Consider the following 20663-nt stretch of genomic DNA (forward strand, 5'->3'; position numbering starts at 1 on the left):
GTTAAGGGGGCTTTTTTATGCCTAAAATAAGTGGAAAAATGCATATAAAAATTAGCTTTGTAATCCAGAAACTGTCTTATTTTGTATTCTTGATTTGAAGTTTAGACTTTTATATAAACGATAAGCGGTTTAAAGTTTTATATACTAATTCCTTATTAATATTATTTAATCTCTATGAAAGAATTGGATTGGAAAGATGAGGCTAAATTTTTCGCTAAGATAAAAGATTGCTATGTTGATGGATTAGACTTTTGCAGAATAGCCTATGATCTATTTGAATATGTTAAAGAGCATGACCAACATGGTTATGAATTGAGAAAAAGGCCTCGTAACATAAAGGAATTAATAGAAGAAATTCTTCCAATTTCAGTATATATAAAAACTAAATATAGATTAGGGAATTACATTCAAGTATGCTGGACATCGCGCACTGCATGTTTTGATGCAGAAATTAAAGTACTTGAGGATACTTATTTTTTAGAAGTAACTTGTGCTGTACATCCTAAGGAATATCTAGTGAGAGAACTACTAGATAAACAAGGATATTGTTATGCAGCTGATGGAGTTGATAAGTCTAATAAAGTTATAAAATCAGAATGTATTAGCTATAATAATTCAAGTTTCATTGAACATTTTATAGATTTAATTGCTCTAAGAATTCATAAGAAAAACAGTAAAAACTACCCAAAAAATACTATTTTAATTATTTGTTGTGAGTTAGATATTATATATTTTTCAAGAGAATGGAGCATCTTAGAAGAAAAAGTTAAAGCTTTAAATATTAAACATAATTTCGAAGAGATTTTTATATATGATAACTTAACTGAAAAATCATTTACTGTAAATTAAATTGATTCAACTTATAATACTAGGATAATGATAATGAAGCTCAACTCTTTCTCTCCAATTCCCAAAGAAGATGACGAAATCAATCTACCTGAACTCGTGTACTGGGCATCACTTGGTGATACAGCGCGGGTAAGGCAATTACTCGCAGACGGTATCGATCCGAATCAGAGCGATGAAGAAGGTTACAGCGCCCTTCAGGCTGCTGCTGAAAATGATCATCTGGATGTTGTAAAGCTTTTGGTCAGTAAAGGTGCCGATATCAGTTTTAAAGGCCAATATACGGTACTGGAACTGGCAGAAATGGCACAAAATACACAGATTGTGCAGTACCTAAAAGATTTATAACCATATATAAAAATAACAGCCAAAAAAGAACCCCTATCATCCTGACAGGGGTTCTTTGTATTCCGATTATTGTGTCGTTAATGTCCTATTTACGACCACATCCTGTGTATTTTTATTTTCAATGAGACTTCCTGTCTCTCTATGTCTTGTATCTTAGTTAAAAATTCTTAATCACGACATGGGTGATTCACCATGATGCGTGTAGGCTTTTGCTGACAACGTGATAAAAAAAGCACTCAGAAGAGTGCTTTTGATTTACATCAGTTTAATGCCTTGCTGGCCAGCAGGTGTTACCTTAAAGATTTCAACTTCAAAGGTAATATTTTTTCCTGCAAGTGGATGATTAAAGTCGATTTCGGTAATACTGTCGTCGACCGATTTCACCACACCAAATAAGGTGGCTTTCGCTTTATCTTCAAACTCGATCATATGGCCGACAATAGGTCGTTGCTCGAATTTGACCGTATCAAACTTTTGTATGTTTTCTGGATTCCATTCACCAAAAGCGTCTTCTGGTGGTAAATGTACCGTACGGCGGTCACCAGCACGTAATCCAAACAGTGCTTTTTCGAAGCCTGGCAGTAAGTTGCCATCGCCAATGGTAAGGCTAACAGGCGCTTCACGACTGCGGGTATTATCAATTTCAACGCCATTTTCAATGGCCACTGAAAAGTGCAAATCGACTTTTGCACCTTCTTCAATACGAATTTCTTCGTTAGGTTGGATAATCTCAGTCATGTTTGGCTTCTGCACGTTGGATACGTTGCTTTTCTAGAAAGAACGTATCGATTAACAATAAAATAGTACCCAGAGTGATCGCACTGTCGGCAATATTAAACGCGGGAAAGTGGTGATCTTGATAGAACACATGGATAAAATCGACCACATAACCTAAGGTCACACGATCAATCAAGTTGCCCAATGCACCACCCAAAATCAATGCAATCGCAGCAGGCAGCACAACGGTCTGTTTAGGCATGCGCATCAGCCAAAACACAAAAATGATGGATACAATGCCTGCTAAACCTGTAAATAGATAGTGCTGCCAGCCTCCTGCATCGGACAGAAAGCTAAACGCTGCGCCATAATTATGCAGTAAGGTCCAGTTTAAAAAGGGCAAAACTGGCACCGGATCTGCATAATTTAGATGGGTGCTGGCAATCCACTTGGTCCACTGATCCACCACAATGGCCAGCACAGAAAGTGCGAGCCAAATCAGGTTATGAGGATAAAACTGGAATAAGCCCTTTTTTGCTTGAAGCTTAGGCATATTTTCTCACTTCGCCACTGCCCGTGACGTTAATAATACAACGACCACATAAACCTGGGTGATCTACATGTGTATTGACATCTGGAAGTACGTGCCAGCAGCGCACACATTTTTCACCTTCAGCCGCAGTCACTTTGACACGTAGGCCATCAAGCTCTGTCGCTTCACCGTGCTCTGCATAGGCATAAACATGCACTTGCGATGTAATCAGTACAAAACGGAGTTCATCACCTAACTGGTTTAAAACGCTTTGAATGTCATCTTTGGCCCAAATTTCAACTTTGGCAGAAAGATTACTTCCCACGATCTTAGCGTTACGTGCCGCTTCAATCTGCTTATTAATTGCTGATTTTACGTTAATTAATGTTTGCCAGTCGGCCTCAGACACCAAGTTTGCACTGCTTGCGACAGGAATATCGTACCACTCGGTAGTAAAGACATATTGCTCGCTTTGCTCTGGAATTAACGGCCATGCTTCTTGTGCAGTGAAGCTTAAGATTGGTGCCATCCAGCGTACAAATGCCTGAACCAAATGATACAAAGCGGTTTGTGCAGAATGACGCGCTTGTGAGTCTGCTTTGGTGGTGTACTGACGATCTTTGATGATATCAAGATAGAAACCACCCAAGTCATTGATACAGAAGTTAGTCAATGCACTGCACACGATATGGAAGTTCATATCTTCGTAAGCTTGCTGAATAGTTTTTTGAACCTCAGCAGCACGTTGCAAGATGTATTGATCCAGTGCAATCAATTTATCGACAGGCAATGCATCTGTAGACGGTTTGAAGCCATTGAGGTTGGCCAGCAAGAAACGCAAGGTATTACGAATACGACGATAACCATCTGAGGCACGGCTGAAAATTTCTTTACCTGCGGTCATCTCATAACGGTAATCGCTTGACGCAATCCAGAAACGTAAGCCATCTGCACCCATGTCTTTGATGATGTCTTGAGGGGTAATGATATTGCCTAAAGACTTCGACATCTTACGGCCTTTTTCATCGACCACGAAACCGTGCGTCAGTAAGCCTTTGTAAGGTGCACGCTGATTAATCGCGACAGAAGTGAGCAGAGATGACTGGAACCAGCCACGATGCTGGTCAGACCCTTCAAGGTACAAATCTGCCGGATCGGTTAATTCTTCACGCTGGCGCAAAACCGCATAGTGTGTTGTACCTGAGTCAAACCAGACGTCTAGTGTGTCTCGGACTGCATTGTAGTGTGCTGCATCTTCACCAATGAAGTCTTTGGCATCACGATTGTACCATGCATCGATGCCTTCTTGTTCGATCAGTTTGGCAACTTCTTCGATGAGTTCAGCGGTGCGCGGATGCAATTCATTGGTATCTTTATGTACAAAGAATGGAATTGGAACACCCCATGTACGCTGACGTGAGATACACCAGTCTGGACGACCTTCAATCATGGATTGAATACGGTTTTTACCCCAATCAGGTACAAAACTGATCTCATTTTCGATGGCATTCATTGCACCGTCACGTAAGCCTTTTTGGTCCATACTGATGAACCATTGCGGTGTTGCACGGAAAATGATTGGTGTTTTGTGGCGCCAGCAATGTGGATAGCTGTGTTTGATCGGTTGATGTGCCCACAAGCGTCCAACACTGCCCAATGCCTCAATGATTTGCGGATTGGCTTTGTAGATGTGCTCACCGGCAAAAATAGGTGCGCTTGGTAAATAAACCCCGTTTCCACCCACTGGGTTATCTACTTTTAAGTTGTATTGCAAGCCAACTTTGTAGTCGTCTGCACCGTGGCCCGGCGCGGTATGCACTGCACCCGTACCGCTCGTGGCAATGACGTGTTCGCCCAAGATCACAGGAACCTGACGATCCACCAGTAATGGATGTTGCAGCTTGAGATGCTCAAGTGCTGCACCTTTAAAGTCTGCCAACACGACTGGATTTTCAAGCTTGTAACGCTCAATCGCCGATTCGACCAGATCTTTGGCCAGAATAAAGTTTTGCAGACCACGTTCGCCTTGAACTTGTACCAGTTGGTAATCAATCTCGGCGTTCAGTGCAACCGCCTGATTGGCAGGTAATGTCCATGGAGTAGTTGTCCAGATCACAATATCGGTTGGTGCGGTGACATCTGCATTGACACGTTGTGCTAAATCGTGAAGATCGACCACGCCAAAACCAACGTCAATGGCGTCGGATTTTTTATCTTCGTATTCCACTTCAGCTTCTGCCAATGCAGAACCACAGTCGATACACCAGTTCACAGGTTTTAAACCAGGTTCGATATGGCCTGCTTTTTGAATTTCACCCAAGGCACGCACAATATCAGCTTCTTGTTTGAAGTTCATGGTCAGGTACGGATCATTCCAGTCACCAAAAACGCCCATCCGGATAAAGTCTTTACGCTGTAAGTCGACCTGACTCATGGCGTAGTCACGGCAGGCTTTACGGAAGCTCGATGCATCGATTTTAACGCCGACTTTACCGACTTTTTCTTCAACTTTAAGTTCGATTGGCAAGCCGTGGCAGTCCCAGCCGGGTACATACGGCGCATCAAAGCCGTCCATCACGCGGCTTTTAATAATGATGTCTTTGAGTACCTTGTTGACTGCATGACCCAAATGAATCTGACCGTTGGCATACGGAGGGCCATCGTGTAATACATATTTTTTCTTGCCAATACGCGATTCACGAATCTTCTGATAAATGTTGTCGGCGTACCACTCTTCTAACCATTTTACTTCGCGTACGGCCAAGTTTGCTTTCATTGCAAATTCGGTGCCCGGCAGGTTTAACGTGGCTTTGTAATCCACTGCATTTTCAGGAGTTTGCTTATCGCTCATGCAAGTCGTCTTCCAGTTCAATCAGCTCGAACGCTGACGTGTTTTACTATCAAAAAATTCGAAATTAAAAAGGGTGTTGTGAATGTTGCTCACGATATTCGAGCAAATCTTCAACATCTTGGTCAATGCCGGCCTTGAGTGCTTCAAGCGAAGGGTAAGGTCGTTCACCATGTAAATAGTGCAAAAACGTCACCCGCATCAATAAGCCATACAGATTAGCAGAAACTTGTGGAAAGTGTACTTCCAATCGCCATTCGGGATGAGTTTGCGCAATGGCAGGACGGGTACCCACATGGCCTGCGCCAAACAGGCTGTCACTTCGATAACCAGCTACGCCGAGTTGCTCCGGATTTTGCGCACGAACTTTTTCATTTAAGGCGGTGGTTTCACAGACCACGTCTACGGCATAAATGCCACTTAAACAAGGCTTATGGCGCCCAAGACGAACATTGATGGTCGGAAAGTTTAGGGTACGACCAATCTGGTCACCATATTGAACCCGACCAATAATACTATAAGGACGCCCCAAAAGCTGCGCAGCCAGTGCCAGATCGCCTTCGGCCAGAACCTGACGGATACGGGTAGAACTGACGCGGTCACCTTCAAAATTGATGGTGTTTAAGTTGGTTACATCAAAGCCGTAATCGCGTAAAAACTCGCTATTGCCTTGACGGTTTTTACCAAAATGAAAATCGTCCCCCAAGACCAGATGCTGGGCATTGAGTTTAAATTTGAGCAAATCTGCAAATTCGGTGGCATTTAGGCTGCGAAAGAACTGATCGAATTTAGCAACCGCAATATAATCGACACCCAGTTCAGTCAAATATTCGACTTTTTCGCGAAGAGAACTGATACGTGGCGGAGCATCGTAGCCTTTAAAATATTCAAGCGGTTGAGGCTCAAAAATCATGACCAGCGTTTTTAATCCCTCAGCCTGAGCCAATGCTTTAAGCTGTGAAATCATCGCTTGGTGTCCCAAGTGAACACCATCAAAATTGCCGATCGTGACCGCAGTTGGAGCTAACTGAAAATCTGGCGATAATGCGTTAAGACGAAGCAACTTCATGAGCGTTAAATACTGAGAATTTTGCAGAGGCTTTATATTGCCATAATCTAACGCATTCGTCTTGTTGTTGTGTTTTTATGCAAAGGAAAACTTTCTCTTTTTATTGTTATAGATCAGTATTTCTAATGTTTTTATGATTTATTAATCAGTTTTCCTGTTTTTGATGATAAATATACGCACTGCATCGGGTCAATCTGAATCGATCTCATCGGCATATACATAATCCAATACTGCTTGTGATGAAAAAGGATAAATACGTATTTCTATGATCTGATAGATAGGTGATCCTTCATAAAACAGTGTAGGGCACGATTTTTGATATTTCGATTAGGCTTGCTCATAAAAGATTTTCATATGCTGTAAAACGGCATAAATTTTGCTGATCATTTCAATCATGATTTTACCAAATGGTTGAAAATGTACTATCAGGTTTATCCAAATATAACCAAAGAGGCCGATTATGTGGTGCTGGCCTCGGGTTTAGGTGGTCACGCCAGTTTCTGGCAACCGCAAATACAGGCCTTGCAAGCATACTTTCATGTGGTGATCTACGATCAGGAAGGCTGTCATGCCGACAGTGCGGCTTTGCCTGAAGACTATTCTTTTTTTAATCTTGCCGAGCAGGTCGAGCAATTACTCTGTCATTTGCAGATCAAACGCTTTCATTTTATTGGTCATGCCTTGGGTGGTTTTATTGGCGTGGAATGGGCATATCGATTTGCGCAAACCAGCGCCCAGATGCTCAGTCTGAGTCTGATTAATGCCTGGCAATCTCTCGATGCGCATACGCGGAGATGTTTTACCACTCGGCGCACCTTACTTGAGCAGGCCGGGGCTGCGGCTTACTTACATGCCCAGGCCCTATTTTTATACCCACCCACTTGGATTTCCAGTCATAGCGCGATGCTGATTGAACAAGAAGCCAAGTTGCAGCAAGATTTTCCGCCACATGGCAACGTTCTGGCGCGCCTAAATGCCTTGATGCACTATGTTTTGGATAAACCGCGCTGTACCGCTCTAGATTCACTTCCGATTTTACTGTTGTGCAATCAGGACGATATGCTGGTGCCCTATACACAATCTTTGCAATTGTACCGGGCGCTGAGTCATGCAGAGCTGGTGATTTTGCCGCAAGGCGGCCATGCCTGCACGGTCACGCAAGCTGGACAGGTCAATACTTGTCTGATTGAGTTTTTGAATCAAACAGATAATGCTCAGCTCAAATCAGCTTGAATCAGGTACGCGGCAGTACACCATAGAGCATCATGTGCACGGTATGTTCGATCGCGCGCTGATGCATACTTTTATTTTTCAGTGTTTTGCCGGTGACCATGTCCATTTGCGTGCTGAAATCGGCATAGTTTTGGGTAACGGCCCAAATGTTCAAGATCAGTAATTCTGGGTCGATCTCTGCCGAGATTTTGCCTTGTTCCTGCCAAGTCTGGATGACTTTGGCTTTACGCTTAAATAGTTTTTTCAGCGGCCCTTTCAAAATTTCCAGAATATGCGGCGCACCCTGAATAATCTCAAGCGCAAACAGTTTAGATGCTTTTGGCTGGGTACGTGAGACTTCAATTTTTTGAATCAGATAATGGGCCAAAGCCTCGGTCGGCTCCAGCTCAACTTCAAGCGTCTGTAAAGGCGCCAGCCATTTTTGTAAAACAGTAGTCAGCACCTCAACGTAGAGTGCTTCTTTATTTTCATAATAATAAAAGATGTTGGACTTATGCATTTGTGCCAATTGCGCAATTTCGTCCAGACTCGCCCCACTAAAGCCATACGTAGAAAAGACATCCAGAGCGGCATTGAGAAGCTGATTACGTTTTTGCGTACTCTTTTTTTGTTCCATTGATTTAACAAACTGGGGAAAGTCAGCTCATTGTAAGGGAAATCGAATGATTTGTGCACAGTTCTTGGCGATTTTCTTTCGCTTTATGTCCGCTTAAGTCGCTCATCTGTTTAGAGATTATCTAGTTTGATTAGGAAGTAAACACATGCTGCATACAACGGGTTGTAGTCGGCTATTTCGCAGCCAGATTTTCTGCTGCGCGATTTTTGCACACTATTGAATCGCTGTACACAAAAACAGTGCATCTGAATGCCACATTATTTTACTAAATGGTAAAAACTGTTTGACCGTATGTTTTTATTAAATATATGAAAAATAATATTTATTTAAAGTTGGCACGTTGTATGCAATATAAAAAATTAAGAATTGGCCATTCTACGTACCATGATTATTAATCTAGGCGATCACGCACAGCGTGACCTATTGCCGTCATAAGAAGGATGGGTAGTATGAAAATTGGTGTTTTTTGTCCTATCGGAAATAACGGCTGGCTGCTTTCGGAAAATGCGCCTCAATATATGCCGACATTTGAACTGAATAAAAAAATTGTACAACGCGCTGAACATTACGGCTTCGATTTTGCGCTCTCTATGATCAAGCTTCGTGGTTTTGGCGGAAAAACTGAATTTTGGGATCATAACATGGAGAGCTTTACCCTCATGGCAGGGTTGGCTGCGGTCACCAGTAAAATCAAAATTTATGCCACTGCTGCAACACTGGTGATGCCACCAGCCATTGTGGCGCGAATGGCATCAACCATTGATTCGATTTCGAATGGTCGTTTTGGACTTAATGTCGTGACGGGCTGGCAAGCACCTGAATATAGCCAGATGGGAATGTGGCCAGGCGATGAGTATTTTGCCAAACGCTATGACTATTTATCTGAGTATGTACAGATCCTGCGTGAACTCTGGGCGACAGGACAATCCGATTTTAAAGGGGAACACTTCCAGATGGACGATTGCCGCGTGAGCCCTACGCCGCAAGCCGATATGAAAATTATTTGTGCGGGTCAATCCGATTCGGGGCTGGCATTTTCGGCACAACATGCCGACTACAATTTTGTGTTTGGCAAAGGCCTCAACACCCCGACTGCCTATGCTGCAATTAATGACCGTTTAAAGGAGTTTACCGATCAAACCGGGCGTGATGTACAAACTTATGTGCTGTTTATGGTGATTGCAGCAGAAACTGATGCTGAGGCCATGGCCAAGTGGCAACATTACAATGCCGGTGCAGACGTTGAGGCGATTAACTGGCTGATGAATCAGGGCAGTAAAGATACACGCTCAGGCGCAGATACCAATGTACGTCAGATGGCTTCGAGTGTTTCACCGGTCAATATCAATATGGGCACATTGGTGGGCTCGTATGCCAGTGTGGCTGCCATGCTCGATGAAATTGCCCAGATTCAGGGGACAGAAGGCATCTTGCTCACCTTTGATGATTTTGTCCAAGGTGTTGAAGATTTTGGCGAGCGCATCCAACCGCTGATGATGTCGCGCCAAGATGCAGTTGCTGAATATCGTCCACTCACCGCATTGGAGAAAAGCGCATGAATACCGTTGTTGCTGATTTTACCGAACGTGCCGGAACGGGATGTGTACTTAAAGCCGAGCCAGAAGCCATCCAAATGGCACCTGAGCATACCGCGCTGATTGTGATTGATATGCAAAACGCATATACCTCGATTGGCGGTTATCTGGATTTGGCCGGATTTGATGTCTCGAAAACCAAACCTGTGGTCAAGAATATTCAAAAAGCCGTCGCGGCTGCGCATGCTGCGGGTATACAAGTCATTTATTTTAAAAACGGTTGGGACAAGGCCTATGTTGAGGCAGGGGGTGCTGGATCTCCGAACTTTCATAAATCCAATGCCTTAAAAACCATGCGCAAACAACCCGAACTTCAAGGCAAATTACTGGCAAAAGGTGGCTGGGATTTTGAGCTGATTGATGAACTGACACCGCTGGCACAAGACATCGTGATTGAAAAGCCTCGCTATAGTGGCTTTTTCAATACCGCGCTAGACAGCATGCTACGTGCACGCGGCATACGCAATCTGGTTTTTGTGGGTATTGCCACCAATGTTTGTGTGGAGTCGACCCTGCGAGACGGCTTCTTTTTAGAATATTTTGGTGTTGCACTGGAAGATGCCTGCTATCAGGCCGGGCCAGTCGAGATGCAACAGGCCAGCATGTACAACATTAAAACCTTTTTTGGCTGGGTATCGGATACCCAGACCTTTGTCGAAACTTTCGATCAATCTCATTTAGCCAAAACTGCCTAGCGAGTCGCCGTATGCCAAAAGAAATTATTTTACCCGCTGGAACACCAGCCCCACTGGCACCTTATGTACCTGCCACCAAGGCAGATCATATTGTCTATGTTTCCGGTATTTTACCGCTCGATGCACACAACAATGTGGTGCATGTCGGCGATGCCGCAGCCCAAACCCGGCATGTGCTTGAAACCATTCAAGGCATTGTCAGTCATGCTGGAGGAACGCTCAAAGACATCACCTTTAACCATATTTTTTTACGTGACTGGTCTGACTATGCGGCGATTAACGCCGTATATGCCGAATTCTTTCCAGATGAGCGTCCAGCACGCTACTGCGTACAGGTGGGTTTGGTTAAGCCCGAAGCCTTAATCGAAATTGCATCGGTGGCTCATGTGGCCCCTTAACGTATTAAAACCTTAAAGCGACCGGCGTATGAGATACCACGCTTAGCCCAGTGAGGCAGGAGACAGCTTATGACCGTATTAGAAGACACTGCAAAACATATTGAAACGTTGATTCGTCACAGTTCACCACTTGAACGTTCGACCACTTTACACGTCGACTCACAGGTTTTTCGACAGGGAATGTCTAATTTGGGTGCCGCCGTCCACGTGATTACCACCGATGGCATTGCAGGAAAATCCGGCTTTACAGCTTCGGCCGTATGTAGCGTCACCGATTCTCCACCGACCTTACTGGTATGTCTGAATCGGGGGGCATCGGTGTTTAAAACCTTTGAGCAAAATAAGGTGCTCTGCGTAAATACACTGGCAGCTCATCAGGCACATCTGTCAAATTTATTTGGTGGCAAAACCCCAATGAGCGATCGCTTTGCGCAGGGGGAGTGGGATTGTTTGCTCACGCAATCACCTGTATTGCAAGATGCGCTGGTGTCGTTTGATTGTGAAGTCGTGAAAAGCGTTTCGGTGGGCAGTCATGATGTACTGATTTGTGAGGTTCGTGCCATACAGCAGTGTCAGGGTAAAAATGCCTTGATGTATTTTAATCGTCACTATTGTGAACCACATGCTGTGGCTTAAGGCAGCTAAAGAGCAGGAGTAATCGTCATGTCGCAACATGAACCGTGGTTTACCAAATTTAAACCTTATCGAGGCGACCTGAATCATCAGCCGGTTCAAATCGATGAATATCTTCCCGCAGGAAAAAGTGTGGTTTTAGGTATGCAGCATGCCTTTGCCATGTTTGGTGCCACGGTGCTGGCACCCATGTTGATGGGTTTTGATCCCAATCTGACTATCTTGATTACCGGATTTGGCACCATCTTATTTTTTCTGCTCACTGGCGGGCGGATGCCTAGCTATTTAGGTTCAAGCTTTGCCTTTATTGCGGCGGTTGCTGCTGCCACAGGATACAATGGGGTGGGTGCCAATCCCAATATTGCATTGGCACTGGGTGGTACAGTGGTATGTGGTCTGATTTATGCTGCGATTGGTCTGATCGTGATGCGAACAGGAACAGCATGGATTGAAAAACTGATGCCACCGATTGTCACGGGTGCAATTGTGATGATTATTGGATTAAATCTGGCACCTGTCACCATTAAAAGTGTCTCTGCTAATGGCTTTGATACGTGGATGGCGGTCCTGACCATTTTGTGTATCAGTGCCGTTGCCGTCTTTACGCGAGGCATGTTGCGGCGCTTATTGTTACTGGTCGGGCTATGTTTGGCGTATCTGGCTTACTTTGTTTTGGCCAACTTGATGGGGTTGGGTAAAGCCATCGATTTTGCGCCAATTGCTCAAGCCGCGTGGATAGGTTTGCCCACATTTCATCAGCCTGTATTTCAGGCAAATGCCATTTTGTTAATTGCACCTGTCGCCTTAATTTTGGTGGCTGAAAATCTGGGACATTTTAAAGCAGTTTCGGCCATGACCGGTCGTAACCTTTCGCCGTATATGGGGCGTGGCTTTTTTGCCGATGGAGTCTGTACCACCTTATCGGCTTCTGTAGGCGGCACCGGTATGACCACTTATGCAGAAAATATTGGTGTGATGGCGGTGACCAAGGTTTATTCCACCACCATCTTTTTATTTGCAGGTGTCTTTGCGATTTTACTGGGTTTATCTCCAAAATTTGGCGCGATTATTCATACCATTCCGGTGGCACTGCTGGGTGGTGCATCGATTGTGGTATTTGGCCTGATTACAGTGGCCGGAGCCAAAATCTGGATCGATCATCGAGTTGATTTTAGTCAAAACAGCACGCTGATTATCGCGGCGGTCAGTTTGATTATGGGGGCCGGTAACTTTAGTTTGCATATTGGTGCATTTGATTTGGGCGGTATTGGCACGGCTACGCTGGCGGCGATTGTACTGAATTTGCTTTTAAACCGAACTCAGCAGCAGCCTGTCGCAACAGTGAATGCATCGACTGAAAAAACGATTCATCCTGCAACACCGCATTCCTCCTAAAAAGAAAAATAAAAAAAACAGCGTGCCAGATGACACGCTGTTTTTTATTTGGGCAGTAGTATTTAGGTGGCTAAAACGGCTTCAAGCACCTGTTGCTCAAGCTGGGCAAACTCTAGACTTTTCTGGCGCGGACGCGGCAATTTCACCTCAAAACTTTGTGCAATATGGCCTTTATCCAGCAGGATGATGCGGTCTGCCAGTTGCACCGCCTCACTGACATCATGTGTAACCAAAATAGCCGTAAAGCCTTGCTCAGTCCATAAACGTTCAATCAGGCTTTGCATCTCAAGGCGCGTCAGGGCGTCGAGCGCGCCAAGTGGCTCATCTAGCAATAAGATGCGTGGGGAATGTGAAAGCGCGCGTGCCAAGGCTGTACGCTGGCGCTGACCACCCGAAAGCTGCGAAGGCCATTGTTCTGCTTTGTCTTTTAAGCCGACTTTTTCAAGCAAGGCGACGGCATGATGCTGCTGTTCTTTCTTTAAACCCAACTGCACATTATGCACAATACTTTTCCATGGCAACAGGCGTGGATCTTGGAACATGACCCGAATGTCGTCTGATGTAATGCCTTCACGGAAATTGCGTGCCGATTTAAATTTGATTTCACCGTAACTGGTGTCTTCAAGCCCTGCAATGAGGCGTAGCAGGGTACTTTTACCACAGCCGCTACGGCCAACAATCGCAATAAACTCGCCGGGTTGAATGTGTAAATCCAGATCTTCGAGTACTTTAACCTGACCATAAAATTTATGCAGTTGTTCGATTAAAATTTCTGCACCGATAGGCGCTTTTGTATCATCTGGAGTGGCTGCTGTTTTTGACTGATCTAGATACAGCGGGACATTTAAATTGCTCATGATTATGACCTCTTATTGTTGATAGCCTGCATGCCAGCGCAGCAAATAACGTTCTAGGCTTTGTGCCAGCACATCTGCCAGTTTGCCCAGTAAGGCATAAAGTAAAATGCCTACTAGCACGACATCAGTCTGCAAAAATTCACGTGCGTTCATGGTCATATAGCCAATACCTGCTTGTGCAGAGATGGTTTCAGCCACAATCAGCAATACCCAAACCAGACCTAAAGAAAAACGCAAGCCCACTAAAATCGATGGCATTGCACCCGGTAAAATAATTTCTTTATATAACTGCCAGCGACTCAAACCGTAACTTTTACCCATCTCGATCAGCTGAGGATCGACAGAGCGAATACCGTGATAGGTATTGATATACATTGGAAAAAATACCCCGACGGCCACCAAAAACAGTTTGGCAGATTCATCGATACCAAACCACAAAATTACCAGTGGAATCAGCGCCAGTGCAGGAATGTTACGAATCATTTGTAAGGTGGTGTCGAGTAGGGTAGAGGCGATTTTGGACGAGCCATTGAGCAGCCCCAAAAATAACCCCAGTCCACCCCCTATTAGTAAGCCAATCAGTGCACGACCAGCACTCACCTTGACATGGTGCCAAAGCTCACCACTGATCAGAAGCTGCCAAAATGCACTCACCACGGCACTCGGTGCGGGTAAAACACGGCTTTGCAACAGGCCCACGCTCGATGCAAATTGCCAGACTGCAATCAGCACCACCGGGAATACCCAAGGCAGCAATTGCTGCCCGAGTGCTTTGGTTCCACGTGAAACATTCGATGTATTCGATCGACTCATGCGGGCTCCTTGACGACCTGATTTTTGGGTTCGTCCTTTTGCTGGTTCGGAACATAGTTATTGGCAATAATCTCGCCAAATGGTCCAGTCAGATTCGGTTGGGTCAGTTTTTCACGGGTTTTAAGCGGCAGCAGTGGAAACACCAGTTCAGCAAAACGAATTGATTCTTCTAGATGCGGATAACCAGAGAAAATAAAGGTATCGATACCAAGGTCGGCATATTCTTGAATACGCGCGGCAACGGTTTCAGGATCACCGACCAGTGCAGTTCCCGCACCGCCGCGAACTAAACCAATCCCTGCCCACAAGTTGGGTGACACTTCAAGCTTATCGCGGCGTCCGCCATGCAAGGCTGCCATACGCTGTTGTCCCACCGAATCCATCTGGGCAAATTTCTTTTGTGCAGCGGCAATGGTGTCATCGTCTAAATATTGGATCAGTTCATTGGCTGCAGCCCATGCTTGCTCGTTGGTTTCACGCACAATCACATGCAAGCGAATTCCATAATTGAGTGTGCGGCCTTTGGCTTGTGCACGTGCTTTCATGGCGTCTACTTTTTCTTTCACTGCCGCTGGAGGTTCACCCCAAGTCAGATAAGTATCGACTTGTTCGGCAGCCAGTTCGGCAGCCGCTTCAGATGAGCCGCCAAACCAAAGTGGTGGATACGGCTGCTGAATAGGCGGATAAAGCAGCTTGGCATCATCGACACTTAACCGTTCGCCGTGAAAGGTCAATGACTCGCCTGTATGCGAACGGATTAAAATTTCGCGCCAGATTTTGACGTATTCGGTGGCCGTCTGATAGCGCGTGTCATGGTCTTCATATAAGCCATCGCCTTTGAGTTCCTGTTCGTCGCCACCGGTGACCAAGTTCAGCAAAATACGTCCGTTCGAAAGTCGGTCGAAGGTGGCTGCCATCCGCGCCGCTAGTGCTGGTGTGGTAATGCCCGGGCGCAGCGCCACCAAAAACTTGAGCTGCGTTGTGGCATCGATGAGGCTGGCGGCCGTAATCCATGGGTCTTCACAAGAACGACCTGTCGGAATCAGTACACCGGTATAACCCAGTTGATCGACCGCAACAGCAATTTGCTTCATATAGCCATGGTCGACCTGACGTGCGCCTTTGCTGGTTCCGAGGTAGCGACTGTCACCGTGAGTGGGAATAAACCAGAAAATATTCATACTAACATTCCTTACAAGTTGCTAAATCTAGGGATTCGCAGTCCAGATGGTCTGGCTCACGTTGATGGTTTTGGGAATAAGCTGCACCTGCTGAAACAGATCTGCAATCTGCTGCTGCGCTTGCGTTACTTCGGCATTGATGGGTTGAATTGGAGACGGTTTGGCACGCTTATCCAACACCGCCTTCGCCACTTGCGTGTCTAGACCCGTACTCTGCGCGTAAATACTTAAACCTTGATCTTGATGCTGAACAAACCATTGATCGGCTTTATTCAAACCATCTAAAACTTTCTGTGCTGCATCGGGGTGTTGCTGAATAAAGCGAGGATTACCGATATAAAATGAATAGGTGGTTGGAAACGCACGGCCATCGATCAGTGATTTTGCATGGCCTTTAAGCTCGGTAGTGCTTAAGTACGGTTCCCAGATCGACCATGCATCAATGGCACCTTTGTCAAAAGCCGCGCGCGCATCGGCAGGTGGGAGCCAAATGGGCTGAATATCGCTCCAGCTCAGCCCCGCTTTTTGCAATACTTTGGCCAGTAGTTCATGCGCACTTGATCCTTTTTGAACGGCAATGCGCTTGCCTTTTAAATCGGCAATGGACTGAATGCGACTGTTTGTTGGAATCAAGATGGCTTGCGAATCGGCAGGAACTACTTCATATCCGACATAGCTCAGCGGTTTATCGGCTGCCTGAGCAAAAATAGGCGGTGTATTGCCCACAGCGCCAAAATCGACTGCACCTACGGCCAAGGCTTCAAGCATTTGTGGCCCTGCAGGAAATTCACGCCATTCAATTTTGGCGCCCGGAAATTCCTGTTCATAAATTTTTTGTTGCTTGGCAATCAAGAGATTCAGCGATGATTTTTGAAAGCCAATGGTCAGGGTTTTCACTGCGCTTTCGGCTGCGGGCGTGGTTTGGGCTTTATTTTCTGTGCCTGCGTCATGCTTTTGACATGCGGTTATCACCACGCTAAGCCCCAATGCACCGATTACGCCGAATGTTTTTAATAGAGTCATGATGGATGTTGCCCCAATTATTTTATTTGGCCAGTTAAAATGGCATCTTGAATTTTGAGTGGTTGTGGAATCAGTTTTTGTTGATAGAAGGCATCTGCAACGTATTGCTGCTGCTGAATCACGTCAGGTGAGAGTGGTGTAACCCCAAAGCCCATACGCGAAATGGACGTTTTTAAAATATTGAAATCCAGCGCGGTCGGTTTTTCTAATAAACGAGCTGCATCGTCCTGATGGGTTTTGACCCACTCGGTGGTTTGATTGAGCTGTTGCACTACGGTATTAAGTACTTCTGGATGCTGCTCGGCAAATTTGCGATCGGCTAAATAAAACTGATGGTTACTGACCAGATTTTGCCCGGTGGCCAGTACACGTGCGCCAATTTGCTGCTCTGCTGCTGCAAAGAATGGATCCCAAATCACCCATGCATCCACTGCACCTTTTTCAAAGGCTGCACGGGCATCGGCAGGTGGTAAATACACCACTTGAATATCCTGCAGCGTGAGCTGGTTTTTCTCGAGTAATTTAAGCAGCAGATAATGCACGTTTGAGCCTTTGTTCAGCGCCACGCGTTTGCCTTTTAAATCTTGAATACTTTGAATAGGCGAGTTTTTTTGAACAATCAGTGCCTCGGCGTTTGGTGCAGCAGGCTGATTAGCCACGTACACCAGATTAGGGCTGGCAGCTTGTGCAAAAATAGGAGGTGCCTCGCCCGACTCACCAAATACGACACTTCCGACATTTAAGCCTTCAAGCAGTTGCGGACCCGCCGGAAACTCGACCCATTTCACCTGAATACCCTGTGCTTTCAGGGCCTGATCCAGATCGCCACGTTGTTTCACGATGGGCAATAAACCGTATTTTTGAAAACCAATATTTAAAGTGGTGAGTGCTTGTTTTTGTTCTTTGGCACAGCCGCTAAGCATCATCATGCTGGTGATTCCTGCTGCAATCACTGAAAACTTAAACCATGAAGAAGATGCGATACTGGCCATGATGCGTGCTGCCTCGAAAAAGTGAAAAGATCGAACTAGAGGGCACACCTTAGAACCAATTGCTTTGCATAAAAAATAAGATTTTTAACATTACTTATGTAAAAAATAGATAAATAAAAAACTGCAAAGCTTATCTGTATTTGTCATTTTTAAAATTATGACGGCAATGAATTTTATTAAATTAAGTGTTTGAATTTTATGTATTTTCAATACATTAATAATGTCATCTTAAAACTGAATAAAGCGGTGAAGGCAGGCAATAGCGCTGATTTGACTAAAGATTGCATGAATAAAGATATAGCAAGTTCTGCTAAAGCCAAATGACTCACACAATCTGACATGTAGCGAAAGGCAAAGGGCAGTCTGGCTCTGACTTGCAAGCGACTGCCCAACAGATGGGTTTACATCAGGATTTTTTTAAAGACCAACGAGTTACGCTGAAAATTGTAAAGTGCTTGGCGCGCGTCGGGTAATTCGTCCACGCTGGCATGCGAAAAGCCATGCTCTAAGAACCAGTGCGCTGTACGTGTGGTCAGTACAAATAACTGTAAAATTCCGTCTTGGCGCGCTTTTTCTTCTAAAAAGTGCAAAATCTGGCTACCTCGGTTGGATTTGCGATAGGCCGGATCGACCGCTACACAGGCAATTTCGGCCGAACGAATTTCGCCTTTTGCGGTTGGTATTGGATACAGCGCTGCACACGCCAGAATCATGCCATCACGTTCAATCACAGCAAACTGAGCAATCTCGCTCTCCAGTCGTTCGCGTGAGCGGTACACCAAAATTCCTTCTTGCTCGAGTGGGCGCAGCAAATGAATCAAACCACCGACATCTTGAATGTTGGCGATACGCACCTCTTCATAATGTGCATCGGTAATAAGCGTACCAATCCCGTCACGGGTAAACAGCTCCTCAATTAAGGCACCATCATGAAAATAAGGAATTAAATGCACACGATGCACGCCTGAAAGCGAAGCCGTTTGGGCACCTTGTAGCGGAATGACATGCTCAAGCCTTTGTGCCTTTTGCTGAATGTAGCGATCAAGCTGATGCGGCGTCAGTTCGCGCAGCAGTTTACCTTCATCGTTGACCAAGCCTTGCTGATCGGCCAGAAAAATTAGTTTATCTGCTTTGAGCGCAATGGCCGTACGGGTGGCCACTTCTTCGGCCATTAAGTTGAATACCTCACCTGTGGTGGAATATCCCGTTGGGCCCAATACCACAATATTATGGTTATCGAGGTGACCTCTGATCGCATCGGTATCAATACTTCGTACTTCACCAGTCAGTTGAAAATCGATACCATCCCGGATTCCATAAGGCTTGGCGGTAACAAAATTGCCAGACACCGCATCAATGCGTGCGCCGTGCATCGGCGAGTTGGCGAGCCCCATAGAAAGCAGCGCTTCAATTTGCAAACGAATTGAACCCACCGCATTCATGACACTCGCTAACGATTCACGTGTGGTGACACGCCGATGCTGGTGAATAGGCGTATATAATGATTTTTCTTGAAGATTCTGGTTAATTTGTGGGCGAGCACCATGTACCAGTATCAGACGGATGCCCAGAGAGTGCAGCAGGGCAATATCGTGAATAATATGCTGGAAATTATGATGTTGAACGGCTTCACCACCAAACATTAAAACGAACGTTTTATTTCGATGCGCGTTGATATACGGAGCTGAGTTTCGAAACCAGTGGACATACTGTTGGGTTTGAGTGTGTTCAGAATGATTTTCTGGAAGCGACATAGAAGGCTCAGCATAAGGAAAGCATAGTTAGGATTCTAAACAAAATCGCTAATCCTTCAATAAAAAAATGCCCAAACCGTCATGGCTTGGGCATTTTTGAGGGATTCAATTAGCGAACGACTTGAATAATTTTGTGGTTGTGATCGTTGATTAAAAGATAATGGCCGTTGGCTTTAATCCAGTGTTGGCCGCGCCCTGGCTTATGAAGCTTTTTATATCCGCGGTGATCGACTTTATAACGGTCGGATACGTACTGTTTTGGTGCGAACTGACCCGGACGCCAGTCGGCTTTTTTATCCTGATACGTAGCATGATGCTCATGACGCATGTCGTTGTGATCGTGTGGTGCAGCCATAGCCGAAGTGGTCACAATACCTGCTGTTGCTAAAATAATGGCAGTAGTTAATTTACGCATGATGTTCCTCATTTATCTTTGTCGATTTGATAAATCTAATGTAATGAATAATTTAAGATGAATGATGAAGACACGTTGTGAAAATGTGAAGTTCATGGATAAAAATTGGATCCAAAAAATTTCTTAAATAAAAAAAGCCTGAACGTGGGTTCAGGCGAAATCTGACTTTTTGAGGAGATCGATTAAAAATTCATGATGCGAACGATATCGTTGCTGTCTGAATTGACCAAAATAAAATCATTGTTAATTTTATACCACTGCTGGCCACGGCTCGGACGGGGCAGATTAAACTCGCGATAGTCGGCTTTATAGGCATCGCCGCGATAATGCTGCGGCATGATGTAACCTGTCTGCCAGCGATGCTGTTTTAAGCGCTGTACGCCTTGTTCTTGACGAAAGCGGCGCTCCGAACGAATCGAGTCATCCTGATCGCGATCAAAACGATTTGAGCGATCAAAACCTTGACCGCGATCACGGGGAGGTCCCCCCATATCTGATCCGCGATCAAAATTAGGTGCTGCGATCGTGACAGTGCTTGTGAGCGTAGCAAGTGATACGACTAAGCTTGTCAAAATCTTTTTCATGATGCATCCTCGACGACACAAGTATTCTCTGTGAATGGGTATTTGTACGAGCCTTTAATGTACAAAAAAAATGCAGAGAAACTGTGAAGATCATTCAATAATTCTATTAAAAATATGGA

The 20663-nt window shown here is 45.1% G+C and carries 21 protein-coding genes; 8 read left to right on the forward strand and 13 right to left on the reverse strand.

Going from position 1 to position 20663, the window contains the following annotated elements:
• Nucleotides 1-174: 174 nt before the first annotated feature.
• Together ADA42_RS01110 and ADA42_RS01115 are read left to right on the forward strand one after the other, a co-directional pair.
• Entirely contained in the window at nt 175-849 is a 675-nt protein-coding gene (locus ADA42_RS01110) for a hypothetical protein (RefSeq protein WP_048763125.1), read from the forward strand.
• 33 nt (nt 850-882) lie between these two features.
• Nucleotides 883-1194 (forward strand): ankyrin repeat domain-containing protein, encoded by a 312-nt coding sequence (locus tag ADA42_RS01115; protein WP_048763127.1) that lies wholly within the window; start codon nt 883-885, stop codon nt 1192-1194.
• A 255-nt stretch (nt 1195-1449) separates the two neighbouring features.
• On the opposite strand, the gene ADA42_RS01120 is transcribed toward ADA42_RS01115, so the two are convergent.
• The 4 genes from ADA42_RS01120 to ribF form a co-directional block, all read right to left on the reverse strand.
• Nucleotides 1450-1932, reverse strand: coding sequence for an FKBP-type peptidyl-prolyl cis-trans isomerase (locus ADA42_RS01120; protein ID WP_004941888.1), 483 nt, complete (start codon nt 1930-1932; stop codon nt 1450-1452).
• Nucleotides 1925-2464: a signal peptidase II gene (gene lspA, locus ADA42_RS01125; protein WP_004941885.1), complete on the reverse strand. Its 540-nt coding sequence runs from the start codon at nt 2462-2464 to the stop codon at nt 1925-1927. Before lspA ends, ADA42_RS01120 begins: the two co-directional genes overlap by 8 nt.
• Entirely contained in the window at nt 2457-5294 is a 2838-nt protein-coding gene (gene ileS / locus ADA42_RS01130; RefSeq protein ID WP_048763129.1) for an isoleucine--tRNA ligase, read from the reverse strand. Before ileS ends, lspA begins: the two co-directional genes overlap by 8 nt.
• A gap of 64 nt (nt 5295-5358) precedes the next feature.
• Nucleotides 5359-6360 (reverse strand): riboflavin biosynthesis protein RibF, encoded by a 1002-nt coding sequence (ribF, locus tag ADA42_RS01135; protein WP_048763131.1) that lies wholly within the window; start codon nt 6358-6360, stop codon nt 5359-5361.
• A 417-nt stretch (nt 6361-6777) separates the two neighbouring features.
• Between ribF and rutD the strand changes: the two genes are divergently transcribed.
• Complete coding sequence (rutD, locus tag ADA42_RS01140) at nt 6778-7593, forward strand: pyrimidine utilization protein D (RefSeq protein ID WP_048763132.1); 816 nt, start codon at nt 6778-6780, stop codon at nt 7591-7593.
• A 1-nt stretch (nt 7594) separates the two neighbouring features.
• Here the strand turns inward: rutD and ADA42_RS01145 are convergent, their stop codons facing one another.
• Nucleotides 7595-8209, reverse strand: a complete 615-nt coding sequence (locus tag ADA42_RS01145) for a TetR/AcrR family transcriptional regulator (RefSeq protein ID WP_004941873.1) — start codon at nt 8207-8209, stop codon at nt 7595-7597.
• Between the two features lie 449 nt (nt 8210-8658).
• Between ADA42_RS01145 and rutA the strand changes: the two genes are divergently transcribed.
• From rutA to rutG, 5 genes are all read left to right on the forward strand, one after another.
• A complete protein-coding gene (gene rutA, locus ADA42_RS01150; protein WP_048763133.1) occupies nt 8659-9768 on the forward strand; it encodes a pyrimidine utilization protein A in 1110 nt (369 codons plus the stop codon).
• Entirely contained in the window at nt 9765-10499 is a 735-nt protein-coding gene (gene rutB, locus ADA42_RS01155) for a pyrimidine utilization protein B (RefSeq protein ID WP_004944474.1), read from the forward strand. The genes rutA and rutB overlap by 4 nt, the downstream gene beginning before the upstream one ends.
• A gap of 11 nt (nt 10500-10510) precedes the next feature.
• The gene (rutC, locus tag ADA42_RS01160; protein WP_004944472.1) at nt 10511-10897 is read left to right on the forward strand and encodes a pyrimidine utilization protein C; all 387 of its coding nucleotides are present in this window, start codon (nt 10511-10513) and stop codon (nt 10895-10897) included.
• 69 nt (nt 10898-10966) lie between these two features.
• Nucleotides 10967-11533 (forward strand): NADH-dependent FMN reductase RutF, encoded by a 567-nt coding sequence (gene rutF / locus ADA42_RS01165; protein ID WP_048763135.1) that lies wholly within the window; start codon nt 10967-10969, stop codon nt 11531-11533.
• A gap of 27 nt (nt 11534-11560) precedes the next feature.
• Nucleotides 11561-12925 (forward strand): pyrimidine utilization transport protein G, encoded by a 1365-nt coding sequence (rutG, locus tag ADA42_RS01170; protein ID WP_004944467.1) that lies wholly within the window; start codon nt 11561-11563, stop codon nt 12923-12925.
• Nucleotides 12926-12987: 62 nt separating this feature from the next.
• Here the strand turns inward: rutG and ADA42_RS01175 are convergent, their stop codons facing one another.
• From ADA42_RS01175 to ADA42_RS01210, 8 genes are all read right to left on the reverse strand, one after another.
• A complete protein-coding gene (locus ADA42_RS01175; RefSeq protein WP_048763136.1) occupies nt 12988-13782 on the reverse strand; it encodes an ABC transporter ATP-binding protein in 795 nt (264 codons plus the stop codon).
• 12 nt (nt 13783-13794) lie between these two features.
• The gene (gene ssuC / locus ADA42_RS01180) at nt 13795-14595 is read right to left on the reverse strand and encodes an aliphatic sulfonate ABC transporter permease SsuC (protein WP_004941853.1); all 801 of its coding nucleotides are present in this window, start codon (nt 14593-14595) and stop codon (nt 13795-13797) included.
• Nucleotides 14592-15776, reverse strand: a complete 1185-nt coding sequence (ssuD, locus tag ADA42_RS01185; RefSeq protein WP_048763138.1) for an FMNH2-dependent alkanesulfonate monooxygenase — start codon at nt 15774-15776, stop codon at nt 14592-14594. The genes ssuC and ssuD overlap by 4 nt, the downstream gene beginning before the upstream one ends.
• Nucleotides 15777-15803: 27 nt before the next feature.
• Complete coding sequence (locus ADA42_RS01190; protein ID WP_048763139.1) at nt 15804-16799, reverse strand: aliphatic sulfonate ABC transporter substrate-binding protein; 996 nt, start codon at nt 16797-16799, stop codon at nt 15804-15806.
• A gap of 17 nt (nt 16800-16816) precedes the next feature.
• The gene (locus tag ADA42_RS01195) at nt 16817-17791 is read right to left on the reverse strand and encodes a sulfonate ABC transporter substrate-binding protein (protein ID WP_048763141.1); all 975 of its coding nucleotides are present in this window, start codon (nt 17789-17791) and stop codon (nt 16817-16819) included.
• Nucleotides 17792-18192: 401 nt separating this feature from the next.
• Entirely contained in the window at nt 18193-19545 is a 1353-nt protein-coding gene (gene argA / locus ADA42_RS01200; RefSeq protein ID WP_048763142.1) for an amino-acid N-acetyltransferase, read from the reverse strand.
• A gap of 109 nt (nt 19546-19654) precedes the next feature.
• A complete protein-coding gene (locus ADA42_RS01205; protein ID WP_048763144.1) occupies nt 19655-19960 on the reverse strand; it encodes an RcnB family protein in 306 nt (101 codons plus the stop codon).
• A gap of 182 nt (nt 19961-20142) precedes the next feature.
• Entirely contained in the window at nt 20143-20544 is a 402-nt protein-coding gene (locus ADA42_RS01210) for an RcnB family protein (protein WP_004944447.1), read from the reverse strand.
• Between the last annotated feature and the right edge of the window lie 119 nt (nt 20545-20663).

It is taken from the genome of Acinetobacter sp. 243_ASPC (genome assembly GCF_001054715.1).
Taxonomy (GTDB): Bacteria; Pseudomonadota; Gammaproteobacteria; order Pseudomonadales; family Moraxellaceae; genus Acinetobacter; species Acinetobacter soli.